The sequence below is a fragment of the Paenarthrobacter sp. NPDC018779 genome, assembly GCF_044391085.1.
Lineage (GTDB): Bacteria > Actinomycetota > Actinomycetes > Actinomycetales > Micrococcaceae > Arthrobacter.
This window is the reverse complement of the sequence record NZ_JBIRZS010000021.1, coordinates 13,742-32,975: the sequence shown is the minus strand read 5'-3', so window position 1 is coordinate 32,975 and position 19,234 is coordinate 13,742. Positions and strand designations below refer to the sequence as shown.

The window sequence follows — 19,234 nt, the reverse complement described above, 5'->3', positions numbered from 1 at the left end:
CCCTCAGACCAAACCGGATTACCGGAACGCGAACGCCAAGTAACCCTTGGCAGGAGTGTAGGGTTGCGACGGTCCGGCCGCAAGGCTTTCCGGCCCCGAATCCGCGGATTTCGACTAAACCGCAGTAGATTTGGGAGATACCGTCACCGGGGCAATTCCAGGAGAACCGAAACACCTTGCATCTGAAAAGTCTGACTGTCCGCGGATTCAAGTCGTTTGCGTCGGCTACGACGTTCGACTTTGAGCCAGGCGTCACTGCGGTGGTGGGACCCAATGGATCCGGTAAGTCCAATGTGGTGGATGCCCTGGCCTGGGTCATGGGGGAGCAGGGCGCCAAGACACTCCGCGGCGGAAAGATGGAGGACGTCATTTTCGCCGGCACCTCCGGCAGGCCGCCGCTGGGACGTGCCCACGTGTCACTGACCATCGACAACGCAGACAACGCGTTGCCCATCGAGTACAGCGAAGTCACCATCTCCCGAACGCTGTTCCGCGCCGGCGGGTCCGAGTATGCCATCAACGGCGCCCCCTGCCGGCTCCTGGACATCCAGGAACTTCTCTCCGATTCCGGCCTGGGCCGTGAAATGCACGTCATCGTCGGGCAAGGTCAACTGGACCGCGTCCTGCACGCCACTCCCGAAGACCGCCGGGGATTCATCGAGGAAGCGGCAGGCATCCTGAAGCACCGGCGACGCAAGGAAAAGACCGTCCGGAAGCTCGAGGCCATGCAGGCCAACCTGGCCCGGCTGGGCGACCTGACCGCTGAAATCCGACGCCAACTGACGCCCTTGGGCAAGCAGGCAGAGATAGCCAGGCGTGCACAGACAGTCCAGTTCGATGTCCGCGACGCCCGCGCCCGCCTGCTTGCCGATGACCTCGTGCAGTTGACCTCAAGCCTGGAGCAGGACGTCGCCGACGAGGCAGCGCTGAAGGAACGCCGCCTCATTGTCGAAACGGAACTGGAGCACGGCCGCCGAAGCCAGGCCGCGCTGGAACAACAAGCAGCCCAAGCGACCCCACGCCTCAATGCCGCGAGAGACCATTGGTACCAGTTGTCCGCAGCGCGGGAACGCCTGCGCTCGCTGGGTTCCCTGGCCGCGGAACGCCGCCGGCTCCTCGGTTCCTCGGAAGCCGCACCGGACAGCGGACGTGATCCCGGCCAACTCGACCGCCAGGCGGCCAGGGTCCGCGAAGAGCAAGCGGCGTTGGAACATGACATCCTGGCCAAGCAGGCCGCGTTGATGGAAGCCACGGTGGCCAAGGATGCCGCCGAGGCGCTCGCGGCCGCCGAGGACAAGCGGCTCACCGCCATGCTCAGGGCTGCGGCGGACCGTCGTGAGGGCCTGGCCCGGCTTGCCGGCCAGGTGGCGGCTGCACGTTCGCGGGCCGAGGCTGCCGAGGCTGAGCGGGGCAGGATCCGGGAGTCCCTCGGGGCCGGCGACGAGCGGCGCCGGCTGGCCCAGAGCGAGTTCACGGCCCTCGAATCCCAGGTTGCGGGCGTGGAAGACGGCGAAGAAAGCCTCGACGCCGAGTACGAGGCCGCCAGCGAAGCCCTCGAATCAGTCCTGGCCGAAATAGAGGAACTCAAGACGGCGGAACGCCAGGGACTCCGGGAACGGGACGCCTTGACGGCCCGACGCGATGCCCTGCAACTGGGACTCAACCGCAAGGATGGCTCGGAACGGCTCCTTGCCGGGGATGTCCCCGGTATTGTCGGCCCCCTCGCGGGCATGCTTGCCATCGAAGGCGGCTATGAGGCCGCGGTCTCGGCCGCACTGGGGCAAGCAGCGGACGCTGTGGTGGCCGGAGACGCCACGAGTGCCCTTGCCGCCCTTGAGCTCCTCAAGGAAGACGATGCCGGGAAGGCCGTCCTTCTCCTGGCGGACTCCTCGTCCCCGGACGGAGATGCCCCCGCCAGGAGTCAACTGCCCTCCGGCACCCGCTGGGCCGTGGACGTCGTCAAGGTCTCGGACTCCGCGGCGCAGGGTGCAGTGTCACTCCTGGCGGGCACGGTGGTCGTCGAGGACCTCACTGCGGCGGCCGCGGTTGTCGCGGAACGTCCCCGGCTCAGGGCCGTGACCAGGAGCGGCGATGTCCTCACGGCCGCTACCGCCCAGGGCGGGTCCGCGGCGGCGCCCTCACTGCTTGAGATCCAGGCGGCAGTGGACGACGCCGACACCCGGCTCCGGGAGGTCGTCTCGGCTTTGGAACGGGGGCGGTTCGCCCTGGCCGGCGCCGAGTCGAGGCGCGCCGAAATCCAGGACCGGGCGGATGCCGCGATGGAACGGCTGCATGAATCGGACGCCCGGCTCGCCGCCGTCGCGGAACGGCTGGGACACCTCAATTCGGTGCTGCGCAGTGCAGTTGGTGAGAGCGACAGGCTGGCTGCTTCCCTGGCCAAGGCCGAAGCGAACATTGCCGAGGCCCAGCTCGATCTGGAGGTGGCGGCCGAGCGGCTCGCAGCAGCCCAGGAGGCACCGGACGATGAGCCGTCCACGGACCAGCGCGATGAGCTTGCCTTGCAGGCCAGGAATGCGCGCGTCCTCGAAATGGAGGCGCGTCTGGCCCTGCGTACGGCCGAAGAACAGTTGGGAGCCGTCAGCAACCGGGCGGCTTCCCTGGAGCGCGCGGCGGCCACGGAACGCCGCGCCCGTGAAGAGGCGGCCCGTCGGGCGCAGCGTCGGCGCGCGCAGGCCCAAAGGGCCGCAGCGGTGGTGTTGGCTGTTGAGCACACCCAGCGGTTCATCGATTTGTCCGTAGAGCTCGCGGGGAGGGAACGGGACCTTGCGGAGCAGGTCCGGGAGCAGTTGGAGTCCGAACTCGTCCAGGTCCGGTCAGGAAACGAGGCCCTCGCCAAGGAACTGGCCGAGCTGACCGATTCCGTGCACAAGGACGAGCTTGCCCGGGCGCAGCAGCGCCTGCGGATCGAAGCGTTGGAGGCCCGCTCCATCGAGGAACTCGGCATGTCCGCCGGGCAACTCGTTGCAGACTATGGACCCGACCAGACAGTTCCAGTTCCGGCAGCGGCCAGCACCGACAAATGGGCTGCCCTCAGGGCACCTGTGGACGAGGACGGCGAGCCGATCGTTGAAGGGATTCCGTTTGTCCGGGAGGAGCAGGAGAAACGGCTCAAGAAAGCCGAACGGGAGCTTGCCGCCCTGGGCAAGGTCAACCCCCTGGCGCTTGAGGAATTCGCGGCCCTGGAAGAGCGGCACCAATTCCTGAACACCCAACTGGAGGACCTCAAGTCCAGCCGGAAGGACCTCCTGGACATCATCAAGGAAGTCGACGCACGCGTCCAGCAGGTGTTCACTGAAGCGTTCGCTGACACTTCGGCGCAATTCGACCACGTTTTCGCCAGGCTCTTTCCCGGCGGCGAGGGCAGGTTGGTGCTGACTGATCCGGACCACATGCTGACGACGGGCATCGAGGTGGAAGCCCGGCCTGCCGGCAAGAAGATCAAGCGCCTGTCCCTCCTCTCCGGTGGCGAACGCTCCCTGACAGCCGTTGCACTGCTGGTGGCGATCTTCAAGGCCCGGCCTTCGCCGTTCTATGTCATGGACGAGGTGGAAGCTGCCCTGGACGACACCAACCTGGGCAGGCTGATCACCATCTTCGAGGAACTCCGGGAGTCCAGCCAGCTGATCGTCATCACGCACCAGAAACGCACCATGGAAGTCGCCGATGCCCTCTACGGCGTCACCATGCGGGGGGATGGGGTGTCAACCGTCATCAGCCAGCGGCTCGGTGCCGGGGCATAGCTTTATGAGAAGGTAGGGGAGTGAACGATTTCCTACCCATTATTCTGTCCATTGTCGCTGCCCTCGTGGTGGTCGGCGGACTGGTGCCGGTGCTGCTGAAGGCCCGGAAGTCCGGGGCGAAATATCCCGGAACGCGGGACGCCAACGACCCCCTCCAGTCGCCGGCAGCAGGCGGCGGAACCCTGGTGGAGGACCGCCCCGACGCCGTCACGGCGCCGGCCCCCGAATTTGACGGCTCCATCGATGAGGCCGTGGCCCCGGATGACGCCGCCGGGCTGGAAACCATTGCCGTGGAAACCCCGGCTCCCGTCGAAGGCCGCCTGGCCCGCCTCCGCGCCCGCTTGGTGAAGTCCAACAACGTCCTGGGCAAGGGCCTCCTCGCCCTGCTCTCCGGAGACAAGATCGACGAGAACGTGTGGGACGAGGTGGAGGAGACCCTGCTCCTGGCAGACCTCGGTACCGAACCCACCATGGAACTGGTGGACGCGTTGCGCGAACGCGTCAAGGTACTGGGTACCCGCGACCCCGAGCACGTCAAGGCGATGCTGCGCGAGGAACTCATCAAGCTCGTCGACCCCGGCATGGATCGTTCGCTGAACGTCGCCCGCCAAGGCGACCGGCCCGCCGTCGTGCTTGTTGTTGGCGTGAACGGCGTCGGCAAGACCACCACGGTAGGCAAGTTGGCCCGTGTCCTGGTGGCCGAAGACAAAGACGTCCTGCTGGGCGCTGCCGATACCTTCCGGGCCGCGGCGGCCGAGCAGTTGGCAACGTGGGGCCAGCGCGTTGGCGTTCCCACGGTGAAGTCGGACATCGACGGCGCCGACCCCGCCTCTGTTGCGTACGAGGCCGTGAAGGCAGGCATCGACCAGGAAGTGGATGTGGTCATGGTGGACACCGCCGGCCGCCTGCAGAACAAGACCGGCCTCATGGACGAGCTCGGCAAGGTCAAGCGCGTCATCGAGAAGCTCGCCGAAGTGGACGAGGTCCTGCTGGTCCTCGACGCCACCACCGGACAGAACGGCCTGAACCAGGCACGTGTCTTTGCCGAAGTGGTGAACATCTCCGGCATCGTCCTCACCAAGCTGGACGGTACAGCCAAGGGTGGAATCGTGGTCGCGATCCAGAAAACCCTGGGCGTGCCGGTCAAGCTCATCGGCCTCGGCGAAGGCCCGGACGATCTCGCACCGTTCGAAGCCGAGGGCTTCGTCGACGCCCTGCTGAACTAGTCTTCGGCAACCACGGAGGAGTGCTTCGAGGGTTCACGCGCAGGCAGCCAGGCTGCAGCGGTGACCAGGAGCACTCCTCCTGTTATTCCAAAGGCCCAGCCGTAGCCCAGTTGGTCGGCCAGGAGGCCTGCAACGACCGGGCCAATGATCGCGCCGGTGTCCGCGGCCATCTGGAACACGGCAAGCACCTTGCCACCGGAGCGTCCACGGCCAATGACGTCGGCGACGGCGGCCTGCTGGGCGGGGCCCAGCAGGCCCGAGCCGAATCCGGCCACTGCCGAGGCTGCGAAGAATGCCGGGAGATCGGCCGTCAAGCCGATGACCCCGGAGGCCACGGCAGTGATGGCCAGTCCGGGTATGAGCAGGGGCTTGCGGCCCCAGGCGTCCGAAAGGCGCCCGGAAAAGGTCAGGGCCAGAGCGTTGCCCACGGCGAAAACAGCCAGGGCCCAGGCCGCAGTCTCCGGCCGGGACTGCAGCACGGCCGTGGCGAAGAGCGGGATGGTGGCCATGCGGACACCGAACGTCACCCACCCATTGCCGAAACTCGAAAAGACCGCCGCCCGGTAGGCCGAGTCGCGGAGGGCTTCCCGCAGGGGCATGGCCGGAGCGTGACCGGTCTCCTTGCTATCTGTCCCCGCGCCACTGAGCATGGTCCTGACCACGAGGGCGGCCACCAGCAAGGCCCCCGCATAAGCCAGGAACGGCACCCGCAGCCCGAACCCGGCCAGGAGTCCGCCCACCACGGGGCCCAGCACACTGCCGATCAGGAACGCCGACGCGTAGGCTCCCGAAACCCGGCCCCGGCGTTCGGGAGGCGCCAGCCTGATGAGCAACCCCATGGCGGCAACCGTGAACATGACCGAACCGGCGCCGCCCAGTCCGCGGAAGACCAGCAATTGCCAGTAGTTCTGGGCGAATGCGCAGGCCGCAGTTGACGCGGCAACAATCAGCAAGCCAGTGACGTAGACATTGCGTTCCCCGAAGCGGCCGATCAGCGCACCTCCGGCCGGCGCGAACACCAGCCGCATGAACGCGAAGATGCTGACGATCACCGCCGCAGCAGTCGCGCCGACGTCGAACGTGGTGGCGAATTGCGGCAGCACCGGGGCCACCAGGCCGAAGCCCAATGCTATGAGGAACGCCGCGGCGAGCATCACCTTGATGTCGCGGGGGAGCGGTTCCCTGTCAGGCCTGATCCTTGGCTTCTCTGCGGATCGGGGCGACTGAGGCATGTGGTGCTGGTCCTTCGTTTTCGGGGTGTGTGACGCATGAAACATATCCGTAACAGCGCGGTGATGCACCATTTACGTTGGGGAGGTTGTTGTAACCGGCCCGCAATCTAATTCCTGCGCAGGTGAAACACGGCGGCACAAAACTCTATTGCAGGACGCAAAAGGCGTCAGGACAGCGGTTGAACCGCAGAACTAGCAAGAGAGGAACGTGCACCATGGAACTTACCGCAGGTCACGTATGGGTCATGGTGGCGGCGGCGCTCGTGCTGTTCATGACACCTGGTTTGGCATTCTTCTACGGTGGCATGACGCGTGCCAAGGCAGCCCTGAACATGATGATGATGAGCTTCATCTCCATCGGCATCGTCGGCGTCGTATGGGTGCTGTGGGGGGCATCCATGAGCTCCGGCGAGGGCTTCCTGCAGATCGTCGGCAACCCGTTCGCCACCTTCGGCCTTGAGGGCGCCGGCTCGACGCCGGACGCGCTGATCAAGATCGGCTACGCAGCAACCTTCGCGATCATCACGGTGGCCCTCATCAGCGGTGCCATCGCAGACCGCGCCAAGTTCGGGGCCTGGACCCTCTTTGTCCCCGTGTGGGTCACCCTGGTGTACTGCCCGCTGGCCTACATGGTCTGGGGCGGCGGCCTCTTCGGCCCTGACGGCGCAATCGGCCAGGCCCTGGGCCACGCGATCGACTTCGCCGGTGGCACCGTGGTCCACATCAACGCCGGCGTGGCGGCCCTCATCCTGGTCCTGATCATCGGCAACCGCCGCGGCTTCGGCAAGGATCCCAACCACCGCCCGCACAACATCCCGTTCGTCATGCTGGGCGCTGCCATCCTGTGGTTCGGCTGGTTCGGCTTCAACGGCGGTGCAGCTGCCACGGCGGAACAGGGTGGCCTGATCTGGATCAACACCCTCGCAGCTCCCGCCGCAGCCATGATCGGGTGGCTCATCACTGAGCGTATCCGCGACGGACACCCCACCTCCCTCGGCGCAGCCTCCGGTGTCGTGGCCGGACTCGTAGCCATCACCCCGGCCTGTGCAGACGTGAGCCCCGTTGGCGCCCTTGGCCTCGGCGTGGTTGCCGGTGTGGCCTCGGCCCTGGCCGTCGGCCTCAAGTTCCGCTGGGGCTTCGATGACTCCCTCGATGTTGTTGGCGTCCACCTGGTTTCCGGCATCATCGGTACCGTGGCCCTGGGCTTCATCGCAGTTCCCAGCGAAGGTGTCACGGCCGGCGGCCTCTTCTACGGCGGCGGTTTCGCCCAGCTGTGGGCGCAGCTCGCAGTGGCTGGCATCGCCATTGTCTTCTCGGCCGTCATGACCCTCATCATCGCCCTCGCCATCCACAAGACCATGGGCTTCCGGGTCTCCACGGAGCAGGAGAACGTGGGCGTGGACCTCAGCCTGCACGCTGAAACCGCCTACGAGTTCGGCGTCAGCGGCCACGGTGGAAGCTTCCAGCCCCTGCATGACCTGGTGACAGGCAAGTCCGAGGCAGCCGCAGAAACCCAGACCCCCGCAGGCAAGGAGAGTGTCCAGGCATGAAACTCATCACCGCGATCGTCCGTCCGGAAAAGCTCGAAGCAGTCCGGGAAGGCCTGGAAGCCTACGGTGTCCAGGGACTGACGGTCAGCGCAGCAAGCGGCTACGGCCGGCAGCGCGGCTACACCGAGGTGTACCGCGGAGCCGAGTACAACGTGGACCTGCTGCCCAAGATCCGGATCGAGGTCCTTGCCACGGACGAGCAGGCAGATGACATCCTGGATGTCCTGATCGCCAGCTCCAACACCGGCCGTGCCGGTGACGGCAAGGTCTGGACCGTGGATGTCTATGAAGCAGTACGGGTCAGGACCGGTGAGCGCGGCGCCGCCGCCATCTAGGACCTGCGCAGCCGCCATCTAGGACCTGCGCAGCCGCCATCCAGGACCTGGCAACAAAAGGGGCCGGATACTTCAGGTATCCGGCCCCTTTTGCGTGCGGTGCCGCAGGCGGAGGACGACGACGGCGGGAAGCGGCGACTGCCTAAGCGTCGCCGTTGGTGGGCCAATCCGCCGGACCCGCGCTGCCGGCGTCGTACTCTTCCAGCGGAACCGTGCCACGGGACCAGGAGCGGAGGACAGGTTCCACAATGCGCCAGCAGTCCTCCGCGGTATCACCGCGGACGGACAAGAGCGGATCCCCGGTGAGGATTCCTTCCAGGACTTCGCCGTAGGGCAGCAGGTCCGGGGCGTTCAGCCCCGCCACGAGGGTGGCCCGGTCCAGGCTGAAGATGTCGCCGGGCCCGTTGACATCCACATCGAGTTCCAGGACATCGGGTCCAAAGCCGATCCGGAGCTGGTTGGGGGAATCGACACCGGAGAAGCCCGTGGGAAGGTGCGGAACGGGCCGGAAGGTGATCACGGCTTCCTTGCGCTTGCGGCCGATTGCCTTGCCGGAGCGGAGGATGAACGGGACTCCCTGCCACCGCCAGTTGTCCACGCTGACTTCCACCTCGGCCAGCGTTTCCGTGTTCCGTGCAGCGTCCACGCCTTCTTCGGCCGTGTAGTCCGGCACGTCCCGCCCACCGAGGGTTCCCGCACTGTACCGCGCGCGACGCGTGCTTTTCGCATACGGTGCCTTGACCGTGCTGGCGCGCAGCACGGTGGCGATGGCGTCGCGAAGGTCCCGCTCGTGGAGGGTGGCGGGGGCATCGAGGGCCAACAGGGCCAGGACCTGGAGCAAGTGGCTCTGGATCATGTCCCGCAGGGCACCGGCACCGTCGTAATAGCGCGCCCTGCCCTCGAGGGCAAGGTCCTCATCGAAGACGATTTCCACTTTCTCGATGTGGTTGCGGTTCCACACCGGCTCCAGGAACCGGTTGGCGAAGCGCAGGCCAAGGATGTTGAGCACGGTCGCCTTGCCCAGGAAGTGGTCCACGCGGTGGATGTGGTCCTCGGGAACCAGGGCGGCCAGGGTCTTGTTGAGTTCCCGGGCGGATTCCTCACCGGAACCGAAAGGCTTCTCCATCACCAGACGGGTCCCCGCGGGCAGTTGTTCGCGGCGGAGGACCTCGCAGGCTCTCTGGCTGATGTGCGGCGGCAGGGCGAAGTAGATGGCAACGGGCCCCTCCAACTGTCCCAGGAGGTCTGCCAGCGGTCCATCCGCGGTGACGTCCACCTGGTGGTAGCTGGTGGATCCGGCCACAGCGGAGAGGGATTTTTGCCCCGTGGCGTCGGCCTTGGCGGACGCCGCCGCGAAGGCGCCGTCCACCCGTTTCCGCCATTGGTCCGGAGTCCAGGGGTCCGATCCGGCGCCAACCAGCCGCAGACCGGCCGCGCGGCCCGTGGCGAGGAGCCCGGCGAGGCCCGGCAGGAGCAGGCGCCCGGTCAAGTCGCCGGAGGCTCCGAGGATGAGCAACGTTTTCACAGTTGTTTTGTCGGTCACCGTGCCAGCATGCCATCTTGGAAGCGTGACTTGATACCCTAGATAGTCGAGTCCCCTCCGGTGTGCCGCATTGGCCGCCATCCGTAGACCATCGAAAGAAGTGCGCGGCGCGTGTTCAATTCACTCTCTGACCGGTTGACAGCAACCTTCAAGAACCTCCGTGGCAAGGGGCGTCTCTCCGAAGCGGATGTCGACGCCACCGTCCGTGAGATCCGCCGCGCCCTGTTGGACGCGGATGTTGCCGTGGCCGTGGTCCGCGAGTTCACCGCACGGATCCGTGAGCGGGCGCTCGGTGCCGAAGTTTCGGCAGCGCTGAACCCGAGCCAGCAGATCGTGAAGATCGTCAACGAGGAACTCGTGGAGATCCTCGGTGGCGAAACACGCCGCATCCGACTGGCCAAGAACGGCCCCACCATCATCATGCTGGCCGGCCTCCAGGGCGCCGGTAAGACCACCCTTGCGGGCAAGCTGTCCAAGTGGCTCAAGGCCCAAGGCCACAGCCCCCTGCTGGTGGCCTGCGACCTGCAGCGCCCCAACGCCGTCACCCAGCTCCAGGTTGTGGGACAGCGCGCAGGTGTTCCGGTTTTCGCCCCGCATCCCGGCGCCACGTCCGAGCTTGAGCACCCCGCGGGGGATCCCGTGGCCGTTGCCCAGGCCGGTGTGGCCGAAGCCCGCCAGAAGCTCCACGACGTCGTGATCGTGGACACCGCCGGACGTCTCGGCGTCGACGCCGAAATGATGGACCAGGCAAAGCGGATCCGCCAGGCGATCATCCCCAACGAGGTCCTCTTCGTCATCGACGCCATGATCGGCCAGGATGCCGTCAACACGGCCATGGCGTTCGATGAGGGCGTCAACTTCACCGGCATCGTGCTGTCCAAGCTCGACGGCGACGCCCGCGGAGGTGCCGCGCTCTCCGTTGCGTCCGTGACGGGCAAGCCGGTCATGTTTGCCTCCACGGGTGAAGGCCTGGACGACTTCGAGCTCTTCCACCCGGACCGCATGGCCTCGCGCATCCTGGACATGGGCGACGTCCTGACCTTGATTGAGCAGGCGGAGAAGGCCTGGGACAAGGACGAAGCGGCCCGGATGGCGAAGAAGTTCGCCGACCAGGAAGACTTCACGCTGGACGACTTCCTGGCCCAGATGCAGCAGATCCGCAACATGGGCTCCATGAAGAAGATGCTCATGATGATGCCTGGCGCCCAGAACATCCGCCAGCAGTTGGAGAACTTCGACGAGCGTGAGATCGACCGCGTCGAGGCGATCGTCCGTTCCATGACTCCGCACGAGCGCGTTGCGCCCAAGATCATCAACGGTTCACGGCGTGCCCGTATTGCCCGGGGTTCCGGTGTCCACGTCTCCGAGGTCAACGGCCTGTTGGAGCGGTTCGGCCAGGCCCAGAAAATGATGAAGAAGCTTGCCCAGGGTGGAGGCATGCCGGGCATGCCCGGGATGCCGGGTCTGGGTGGCCCCGGTGGCGGCCGCAAGGGCGGCAAGAACGCGCCCAAGAAGAAGGCCCGCTCCGGCAACCCTGCCAAGGCAGCGCAGGAATTGCGCGATGCCGAGGCAAAGCGGGCCGCGGCGGCTTCTGCGCCGAAGGGCGCTGCTTTCGGCCAGGGTGCTGCGGACTTCGATCCTTCTTCGCTGAACCTGCCCAAGGGCTTCGACAAGTTCCTGGGCAAGTAGGCAGGTAGCACCAACCGCCGGTCGGTTGGATGTCGGTGCCGTGGAATAGGCTGATCCAATGCACAAGCAGCGCGTAGTTTTTGTCCATGGATTGGGCAGTTTCGGCGCTGCGGCGTGGCCGAAGCAACATGGCATGGCCTTGGATTATGACGCCCTGTTCCTGCGCCGCCACGGGTTCCACCCCGTGGCGGAACCCGTGGAATCGGATGTGCCGGCGGACGTCGCAATCCTGCTGGATGCGCTGGCCAGTTCCGGTGGTGGGCACGTGGTGGCACACGAGCAAGGTGCCATTTCCGCCATGCTTGCTGCCGTGGAGCGCCCGGACCTGGTGCATTCCCTGGTCCTCGTTGAACCTGCGTGTTTGTCCTTGACCGCGGAGTTGCCCGCAACGGCTTCCCACCGGGCCCTCATGGAGCCGCTTTTCGACGTGCGGAACCAACTGAACGACGCCGACTACGAACGCGAATACTTCCGGCGCGCTTTTTCTGCCGAGGCCGGCGGGCAGGAAACGCCCGAGGCCAGGCGTTCCGCCCGGAGGCTGCGGCTGCAGGCACCCCCGTGGGAAGCGCAACTGCACATCGTTCCGGGCGTGCCTACCTTGGTCCTCACCGGCGGGTGGGAACCACTCTATGAGGAGATCGCAGCCTATCTGCAGGAAACCGGTGCCCTCCGCTGTGTGGCGGCGGGAGGGCACCGGCCCCAGGACTCGGTGGATGGAGACCGGATCATCCGGCGGTTCATCGCCGAGGTTGGGCGGGCCAGCTCAGTTCGCGCGTCCTGACCCTGCAGGGACCTGCAGCTCGGGCAGGTAGACCTTGCCTCCTGCCGCGAGGAACTCCTGGCTCTTTTCCCGCATGCCGCTGTACATGTCCGCAATTGCGGCCTGGGCTTCGGCGGAACCGTATTCGTCCCGGATGTCCTGGCTGATGCGCATGGAGCAGAACTTGGGTCCGCACATGGAGCAGAAGTGTGCCGTCTTGGCCGGTTCGGCCGGAAGCGTCTCGTCGTGGAAGGATTCCGCGGTGACCGGGTCCAGGGACAGGGCGAACTGGTCCCGCCAACGGAATTCGAAGCGCGCTTTGGAGAGGGCGTCGTCGCGTTCGTTCGCACCGGGATGTCCCTTGGCGAGGTCTGCGGCATGGGCTGCGATCTTATACGTGATCACGCCTGTCTTGACGTCGTCCTTGTTGGGCAGGCCCAGGTGTTCCTTGGGGGTCACGTAGCACAGCATGGCCGTGCCGTAGCGGGCAATCTCCGTGGCTCCAATGGCCGAGGTGATGTGGTCGTAGCCGGGCGCGACGTCGGTCACGAGGGGTCCCAGGGTGTAGAAGGGGGCGCCCTTGCACAATTCCTGTTGCCGTTCCACGTTTTCCCGGACCAGGTGGAACGGGATGTGCCCCGGCCCTTCCACCATGACCTGGACGTCGTACTCCCATGCACGCTGTGTCAGTTCGGCCAAGGTGTCCAACTCGGCGAACTGCGCGGCATCGTTGGCGTCGGCGGTGGCGCCGGGACGCAGTCCGTCACCGAGCGAGAACGCGACATCGTACTTGGCGAAGATTTCGCACAGCTCATCGAAGTGGGTGTAGAGGAAGTTCTCCTCGTGGTGGGCCAGGCACCAGCCCGCCATGATGGAGCCGCCACGCGAAACGATTCCCGTCACCCGGTTGGCCGTCAGAGGAACGTAGCGAAGGAGGACCCCCGCGTGGATGGTCATGTAGTCCACCCCCTGCTCGCACTGCTCAATCACCGTGTCACGGAAGATCTCCCAGGTGAGTTTGTTGGCTTCGCCGTTGACTTTCTCCAGGGCCTGGTAAATGGGGACCGTGCCGATGGGCACGGGGGAGTTCCGGATGATCCACTCGCGCGTGGTGTGGATGTCGTCTCCCGTGGACAGGTCCATGACAGTGTCGGCACCCCACTGGGTGGCCCACTGCAGTTTGTCCACTTCCTCGGCAATGGAGCTGGTCACAGCCGAATTGCCGATGTTGGCGTTGATTTTCACCAGGAAAGCCTTGCCGATGATCATCGGCTCGGATTCGGGGTGGTTGATGTTGTTCGGGATGATAGCGCGGCCTGCGGCCACTTCGCTGCGGACCAACTCAACGTCGCAGTTTTCCCGCAGCGCCACAAAGCGCATTTCCGGGGTCACGATGCCCTGCTTGGCGTAGTGCATCTGCGTGACGGTCTTGCCTTCTTTGGCGCGGCGGGGCACCGGCTGGGCGCCCTTCCATTCCGCCGACGCCGCGCCTCGGCGCACAGCCGACTTGCCGTCGTCGAGCAGGTTCCGTTCACGGCCGCTGTAGCTTTCGGTGTCCCGGCGTTCCTCTATCCAGGGCTGCCGGAAAGGACGCAGGCCCACTACCGGATCGCTGCCCGGTCCGGCGGTGCGGTACACCTGCAGGGGATCGTTGGCCTGGCCGTTGGGCGATGGCTCCAGCGCAATTTCGGTCACCGGTACGCGGATGCCGTGGCGGGGATCTTCCAGCCACGCCAGCGAATGGGACTTCAGCGACTGCGTGACCGTCTCCTCTGTGGGAACAGACTGGTTTTGGGCAGGGCTGTGCTGTGTTTCTGTGGTGCTCAAGGATTACTCACTTCCTTCGCCGGCATTACCCGGACAGGTTCAACGGTCGCAGACTGCGTCAGTCCGATCTCAGCCCCTGCAGGGGCCCCCGTGTGGTCGTAGACGAAGCTACCACAGCTCTCCGGGTGGTCCCAGTCACAAGCCGCCCGGCAGGACGTGGCCGGCGGGGGAGCACTAGGCTTCTGCCATGGCCAACATCATTGAATTCAGCGGCCCCGTGCTGGTCGAGGCCCACCAAGAGCACCAGGGAATGTGGTCTGTGGACGGCCTGCTGACCTTTCAACGGCCGCAGGAAGCGCCGGACGTAGTGCTCGAAGGCTGGGTCCTTCCCGGCTTCGTGGACGCCCACTGCCACATTGGCCTCGGTCCGGGCGGAAGCGTGGACGAGAAAACCACCTTGGATCAGGCAGAAACAGACCGGAACGCCGGCACGCTGCTGATCAGGGACGCCGGCTCGCCCAGCAACACTCGCTGGGTCCAGCAGCGCGCGGACCTTCCACGGCTGATCCGGGCGGGGCGGCACATCGCGCGGAGCCGCCGCTACCTTCGAGGCCTGGGCCACGAGGTGGAGCCCGATGAGCTGGTGGAGACAGTGCGCAAGGAAGCCCGCGACGGTGACGGCTGGGTGAAACTGGTGGGCGACTGGATAGATCGTGGCGTCGGAGACCTCGCCCCGTCGTTTCCCGCCGCCGTGGTCAAGGACGCCATTGCCGCTGCCCACGACGAAGGCGCCCGCGTGACCGCGCACTGCTTCGCCGAAGACACAGTGGACCAGATGCTCGACGCCGGTATTGACTGCATCGAGCACGCCACCGGTCTCTTGCCGCGGCACATCCCCCGTTTGGTGGAGCAGCAGGTGCCCATCGTGCCCACGCTGATCAACATCGCAACGTTCCCGGACATCGCCGCCCAGGCCATGCCCAAGTTCCCGGACTATGCCCGGCACATGACTGCCCTGTGGGAGCGGCGCCGCGAACGCGTCCTTGAGGCTTTCGAAGCGGGAGTCGCCATCTATACGGGTACGGACGCCGGAAGCGTCATCAAACACGGCCGGATCGCGGACGAAATGCAGGAACTGCACGACGCCGGCCTGCCGCCTGCCGCTGTCCTCAACGCTGCCACTTGGGGTGCCCGGGCGTGGCTGGGAGCCGACGCCATCAGTGAAGGCGCGAGTGCCGACGTCGTGGTTTGCGGAGAAGACCCCCGGCACAACCTGGCGACCGTCAGCGAACTCAACCATGTTGTTCTGCGGGGTGCGGTCATCCGCTAGGAATAAATTGAAGCTTCAAGTAATTTAGACAGATAGAGCGAGCCGAAAAGCGGCCACCTTCATTACCAGGAGCATCACATGACCACCTCATCCACCCAGGACCTGCTGCCTGCCGAACTCACCATGGGCGCGGTGATGCTCAAGGTCGGCGACATGAAAGTCATGGGCGACTACTACCAGCGCGCCCTGGGCCTCCAGGTGGTGGCCGAGCAGGATGGCGGCCTGTACTTGGGCCGCCAAGGCAAGCCGGTGGTGCATTTGGCCCCGGCCGCCGGGCTCCAGGTCCCCGGTCGCGGCGAGGCGGGCCTGTTCCATACGGCCATCCTTTTCGATGACCAGCCGTCGCTTGCGGCAACCATCGCCACAGCTGCCCAGTACGAACCGCGGGCATTCGTTGGCAGCGCTGACCATTTGGTGAGCGAAGCGTTCTACTTCACCGACCCTGAGGGCAACGGCATTGAGCTCTACTATGACAAGCCGCGCGAGGTCTGGCAGTGGGACGGTAAGAACGTGGTGATGGACAACGTGGCGCTTCCGCCGCAGGCCTACCTCCAGCAGTACCTCAGTGAAGAGGCTGTGACGGGACAGGCCAAGGCCGGCGCGGGAATCGGGCATGTCCACTTGCAGGTGGGTGACGTGGCCACGGCGCAGAAGTTCTATGTGGATACCCTGGGCTTCGAGCGGACTGCCGGGTGGCATGGCCAGGCGCTGTTCGTTTCGGCGGGTGGGTACCACCACCACATGGCCATGAATGTGTGGAACAGCCGCGGCGCCGGGCCGCGCCGCGACACCCTGGGCCTCGGTGAAGTGCTGATCGAAGTCCCTGATGACGATGACGTGCGGGCGCTGGCTGACCGCCTCAAGGTCGCCGGGCTGCAGAGTCACCACACCGGGAAGGAACTGCGCTTCGAAGACCCTTGGCGGAACCAATTGCGGGTTGCCGTCCGCTAGGGGCGTGTCGCACCGGCCGGGTGTCTGCTGCACTAGGCTGGGCAGTGGCGGGGAACGGGCCTGCGGGTCCGTATCCGCGACTTGTCAGCACGACGGAATGAGAGTAGTTCCCATGGGCTTTGCCGAAATTTTTGTAGCCACCCACGACGAAGCACTGAAGCGGGCTGCGGCCCTTGAACGCGGCGCCGACGTTGCCGGGTCCGCCGTCCGGATCGATGGCATCACTGATTTCGAAGTTGAACAACTTGGCGATCTTGCCGGGCAGGCCGTGCATGCTGCCGGGGCCGATTACGAGCTGGCCCTGGTGGACGTCACCAGCGACGCGCTCCTGGGTGTTCCCGAGGCCATGGTGCGTGCGCTGGCTGAACTCCTCAGCTATGAAAGCGAGGGAGACGGCAATGTCCTGGACGATGTCGCAGCCGCCTGGGCGGAGCAGGATGACATGCCGTTCGGTGCAACTGCATCCCGTGGATACGTCCAGCAGCTCGCCTCGCTGGCCACGGATGTGGAGAATGCAGACCGGGCTGGACTCTACGTCTGGTCGGTTGCCTGATCCTTTCACCACCCTGGTGGCGGGTCGGCGTGTGGGCAACGGCACACCGGCTCGAAGCGGCCAAGTCGTAATTGCGCCGCCCATCTGGCACAATGGACAGGTACTCGATCGGTGCGGCCCCTCTCTCCGTGCACGTATCTTGTCCTTCGAACCCCTTAGTATGGCCCGCCCCACGGGTGCAGAACACCGGGTTCACCCTCGTTTCAGAAACAGGAGTGACCACAAAAGTGGCCGTAAAGATTCGCCTTAAGCGCTTCGGTAAGATGCGCGCACCGTACTACCGCATCGTCGTCATGGATGCCCGCGCCAAGCGCGATGGCCGTGCCATCGAAGAAATCGGCAAGTACCACCCCACCGAAGAGCCGTCGTACATCGAGGTCGCCTCCGAGCGTGCCCAGTACTGGCTTTCCGTTGGCGCCCAGCCCACCGAGCAGGTTGCTGCGATCCTCAAGATCACCGGTGACTGGCAGAAGTTCAAGGGCCTGCCTGGCCAGGAAGGCACCCTGAAGACCAAGGCTCCGAAGGAAGCTTTCGTGGCTCCGGAGAAGGGTTCCGTCATCATTCCGGAAGCCATCACCAAGAAGGCCAAGAAGGACGAAGCCGAGGCTCCGGCCGAGCCTGAAGCAGAGACCACCGAGGCTGAGTAACTTGCTGGCAGAAGCGCTCGAGCACTTGGTCCGTGGGATCGTTGACAGTCCTGAGGACGTCAAGGTCAGTGCCAAGAACAACCGCCGCGGGGAATCTCTCGAGGTTCGCGTTCACCAGGACGACCTCGGCCGGGTAATCGGCCGCCAGGGACGCACCGCCCGTGCCTTGCGCACCGTGGTTGCAGCTTTGGCTGGTGGCGATCAGGTCAGGGTCGACGTCGTCGACACCGACCGTCGCCGGTAACGCGCTCAGCATCATTTGCCTTAGGTCCGGCCCCTTCACCGAATATGGTGGAGGGGCCGGATTGCTTTATCGAACAATGTAGCTGCCGCAGCCATCCGGCCTGCGGTCAAACCAGAATTCAGAGGAACCCATGCAGCTCCAGGTGGCACGGATCGGCAAACCCCACGGCATCCGCGGCGAGGTCACAGTCCAGGTGCTGACCGATGCTCCGTCCGAACGCTTTGTGGCCGGCACGGAATTCCTGGTGGAGCCTGCCTCCTCAGGACCGCTCACCGTCCGCAGCGCGCGGTGGAACAAAGAGATCCTGCTCCTCGGCTTCGAAGAGATTGCGGACCGCAACGCAGCCGAACTCATCCGCGGCGCCAAGCTCTTCATCGAAACCGAAGACCTCGACGAGGACGGCGAAGAGGGCTGGTACGAGCACGAGCTCGTTGGCCTCCAGGCGCGGGTGGGAAACCACACCGTAGGCAAAGTGGCGGCGCTGAACACCATGCCAGCGCAGGACCTCCTGGTGGTGGAGGGCCAGGACGGCAAAGAAATCCTGATCCCCTTCGTGGACGAGATCGTTCCCGAGGTGAACATCGAGGAAGGCTACATCCTCATCACCCCTCCGGCCGGCCTGTTCGAGATCAACGACGAATCAGCAGGAGAAGCCAGCGCGGAGTCCCCTGAATGAGGATCGACGTCGTCAGCATTTTCCCGGAGTACCTTGCTCCACTTGAACTCTCCCTCATTGGGAAGGCCCGCCAGGACGGCATCCTGGAACTGAACGTGCACGATCTCCGCTCGTTCACCACTGACCGCCACCGCACCGTGGATGACACCCCGTACGGTGGCGGCGCGGGCATGGTCATGAAGCCCGAACCATGGGCGCAAGCTTTGGAATCCGTAGCGCAGGGCGGCGCCGCCAAGCCTGTCCTCATTGTGCCGTCGCCCGCAGGGGAACGCTTTACCCAGGCGTTGGCCTATGAGCTTGCCGAGGAAGAGCAGCTGGTCTTCGCCTGTGGGCGGTACGAAGGCATCGATGAACGGGTCATCGATTGGTCCCGCGACCATTTCACCGTCAGGCCCGTCAGTCTGGGCGACTACGTCCTCAACGGGGGCGAGGTGGCCGTGCTCGCCATGGTCGAAGCGATCGGACGGCTGCTGCCGGGAGTAGTGGGCAATCCGGAGTCGCTCGTTGAAGAGTCGCACTCCGACGGCCTCCTCGAATATCCGGTGTACACCAAGCCGTCCTCGTGGCGGGACCACGACGTTCCGGAAATTCTCCTGAGCGGCAACCACGGCAAGATCGCCCAGTGGCGGCGGCACGAGCAATACCGCCGTACCGCCGAACGCCGGCCGGACCTCCTGGCGGAGTTCGACGCGTCAGGCCTGCCCCGCGCCGATCGCGCCGCCTTCGCGGACCTGGGGTACGACGTCGTGGATGGCCGCCTCCGTGCCCGCGGTACTGACGACGACGAAAGCCGCTGACCGCCGTCGAGCTTTCACCCGGTGATTGGCCGGATGCTGCAGCATGTGGCAGAATTAACCCTTGTGTCTACTGGGCTGGCACCTGCCACAGGGGGAGCTTGGCCAACAGTCGGACAACCGGCGACGCCAATCAGTGGCGAAGCCGGCCACGATGAATCTTCGGCGGAAATTTC

16 protein-coding genes and 1 riboswitch are annotated in these 19,234 nt (G+C 65.4%); of the genes, 13 read left to right on the top strand and 3 right to left on the bottom strand.

From position 1 onward, the window contains the following. Nucleotides 1-176 precede the first annotated feature (176 nt). The gene (gene smc / locus ACH488_RS17900) at nt 177-3,761 is read left to right on the top strand and encodes a chromosome segregation protein SMC (RefSeq protein ID WP_397325894.1); all 3,585 of its coding nucleotides are present in this window, start codon (nt 177-179) and stop codon (nt 3,759-3,761) included. 20 nt (nt 3,762-3,781) lie between these two features. Continuing rightward, nucleotides 3,782-4,987, top strand: a complete 1,206-nt coding sequence (gene ftsY, locus ACH488_RS17895) for a signal recognition particle-docking protein FtsY (RefSeq protein WP_397325893.1) — start codon at nt 3,782-3,784, stop codon at nt 4,985-4,987. Here the strand turns inward: ftsY and ACH488_RS17890 are convergent. Then, nucleotides 4,984-6,219 (bottom strand): MFS transporter, encoded by a 1,236-nt coding sequence (locus ACH488_RS17890; protein WP_397325892.1) that lies wholly within the window; start codon nt 6,217-6,219, stop codon nt 4,984-4,986. The genes ftsY and ACH488_RS17890 overlap by 4 nt on opposite strands. 215 nt (nt 6,220-6,434) lie before the next feature. On the opposite strand from ACH488_RS17890, the gene ACH488_RS17885 reads away from it, so the two are divergent. After that, nucleotides 6,435-7,769, top strand: coding sequence for an ammonium transporter (locus tag ACH488_RS17885; protein WP_397325891.1), 1,335 nt, complete (start codon nt 6,435-6,437; stop codon nt 7,767-7,769). Continuing rightward, on the top strand, nt 7,766-8,104 hold the full coding sequence (locus tag ACH488_RS17880; protein WP_017199639.1) for a P-II family nitrogen regulator: 339 nt from the start codon (nt 7,766-7,768) through the stop codon (nt 8,102-8,104). The genes ACH488_RS17885 and ACH488_RS17880 overlap by 4 nt, the downstream gene beginning before the upstream one ends. Nucleotides 8,105-8,246: 142 nt before the next feature. Here the strand turns inward: ACH488_RS17880 and ACH488_RS17875 are convergent, their stop codons facing one another. After that, nucleotides 8,247-9,647, bottom strand: coding sequence for a glucose-6-phosphate dehydrogenase (locus ACH488_RS17875; protein ID WP_397325890.1), 1,401 nt, complete (start codon nt 9,645-9,647; stop codon nt 8,247-8,249). Between the two features lie 111 nt (nt 9,648-9,758). Between ACH488_RS17875 and ffh the strand changes: the two genes are divergently transcribed. Beyond that, nucleotides 9,759-11,336, top strand: a complete 1,578-nt coding sequence (gene ffh, locus ACH488_RS17870) for a signal recognition particle protein (protein WP_397325889.1) — start codon at nt 9,759-9,761, stop codon at nt 11,334-11,336. Between the two features lie 58 nt (nt 11,337-11,394). Continuing rightward, nucleotides 11,395-12,117 (top strand): alpha/beta fold hydrolase, encoded by a 723-nt coding sequence (locus ACH488_RS17865; RefSeq protein WP_397325888.1) that lies wholly within the window; start codon nt 11,395-11,397, stop codon nt 12,115-12,117. Here the strand turns inward: ACH488_RS17865 and thiC are convergent. Beyond that, complete coding sequence (gene thiC / locus ACH488_RS17860; RefSeq protein ID WP_397325887.1) at nt 12,100-13,923, bottom strand: phosphomethylpyrimidine synthase ThiC; 1,824 nt, start codon at nt 13,921-13,923, stop codon at nt 12,100-12,102. The genes ACH488_RS17865 and thiC overlap by 18 nt on opposite strands. Beyond that, nucleotides 13,918-14,025, bottom strand: a riboswitch (TPP riboswitch). (Overlaps the previous gene by 6 nt.) 85 nt (nt 14,026-14,110) lie before the next feature. On the opposite strand from thiC, the gene ACH488_RS17855 reads away from it, so the two are divergent. The 7 genes from ACH488_RS17855 (at nt 14,111) to trmD (ending at nt 19,061) form a co-directional block, all read left to right on the top strand. Then, complete coding sequence (locus ACH488_RS17855; protein ID WP_397325886.1) at nt 14,111-15,193, top strand: amidohydrolase family protein; 1,083 nt, start codon at nt 14,111-14,113, stop codon at nt 15,191-15,193. A 78-nt stretch (nt 15,194-15,271) separates the two neighbouring features. Then, a complete protein-coding gene (locus tag ACH488_RS17850) occupies nt 15,272-16,144 on the top strand; it encodes a VOC family protein (RefSeq protein WP_397325885.1) in 873 nt (290 codons plus the stop codon). Between the two features lie 112 nt (nt 16,145-16,256). Then, nucleotides 16,257-16,697, top strand: coding sequence for a hypothetical protein (locus ACH488_RS17845; RefSeq protein WP_397325884.1), 441 nt, complete (start codon nt 16,257-16,259; stop codon nt 16,695-16,697). 227 nt (nt 16,698-16,924) lie between these two features. Beyond that, the gene (gene rpsP / locus ACH488_RS17840; RefSeq protein WP_397325883.1) at nt 16,925-17,344 is read left to right on the top strand and encodes a 30S ribosomal protein S16; all 420 of its coding nucleotides are present in this window, start codon (nt 16,925-16,927) and stop codon (nt 17,342-17,344) included. Between the two features lies 1 nt (nt 17,345). Continuing rightward, on the top strand, nt 17,346-17,588 hold the full coding sequence (locus ACH488_RS17835) for an RNA-binding protein (RefSeq protein WP_347107714.1): 243 nt from the start codon (nt 17,346-17,348) through the stop codon (nt 17,586-17,588). Nucleotides 17,589-17,718: 130 nt separating this feature from the next. Next, complete coding sequence (gene rimM / locus ACH488_RS17830; RefSeq protein ID WP_397325881.1) at nt 17,719-18,264, top strand: ribosome maturation factor RimM; 546 nt, start codon at nt 17,719-17,721, stop codon at nt 18,262-18,264. Further along, nucleotides 18,261-19,061, top strand: a complete 801-nt coding sequence (gene trmD / locus ACH488_RS17825) for a tRNA (guanosine(37)-N1)-methyltransferase TrmD (protein WP_397325880.1) — start codon at nt 18,261-18,263, stop codon at nt 19,059-19,061. The genes rimM and trmD overlap by 4 nt, the downstream gene beginning before the upstream one ends. Nucleotides 19,062-19,234: the final 173 nt, after the last annotated feature.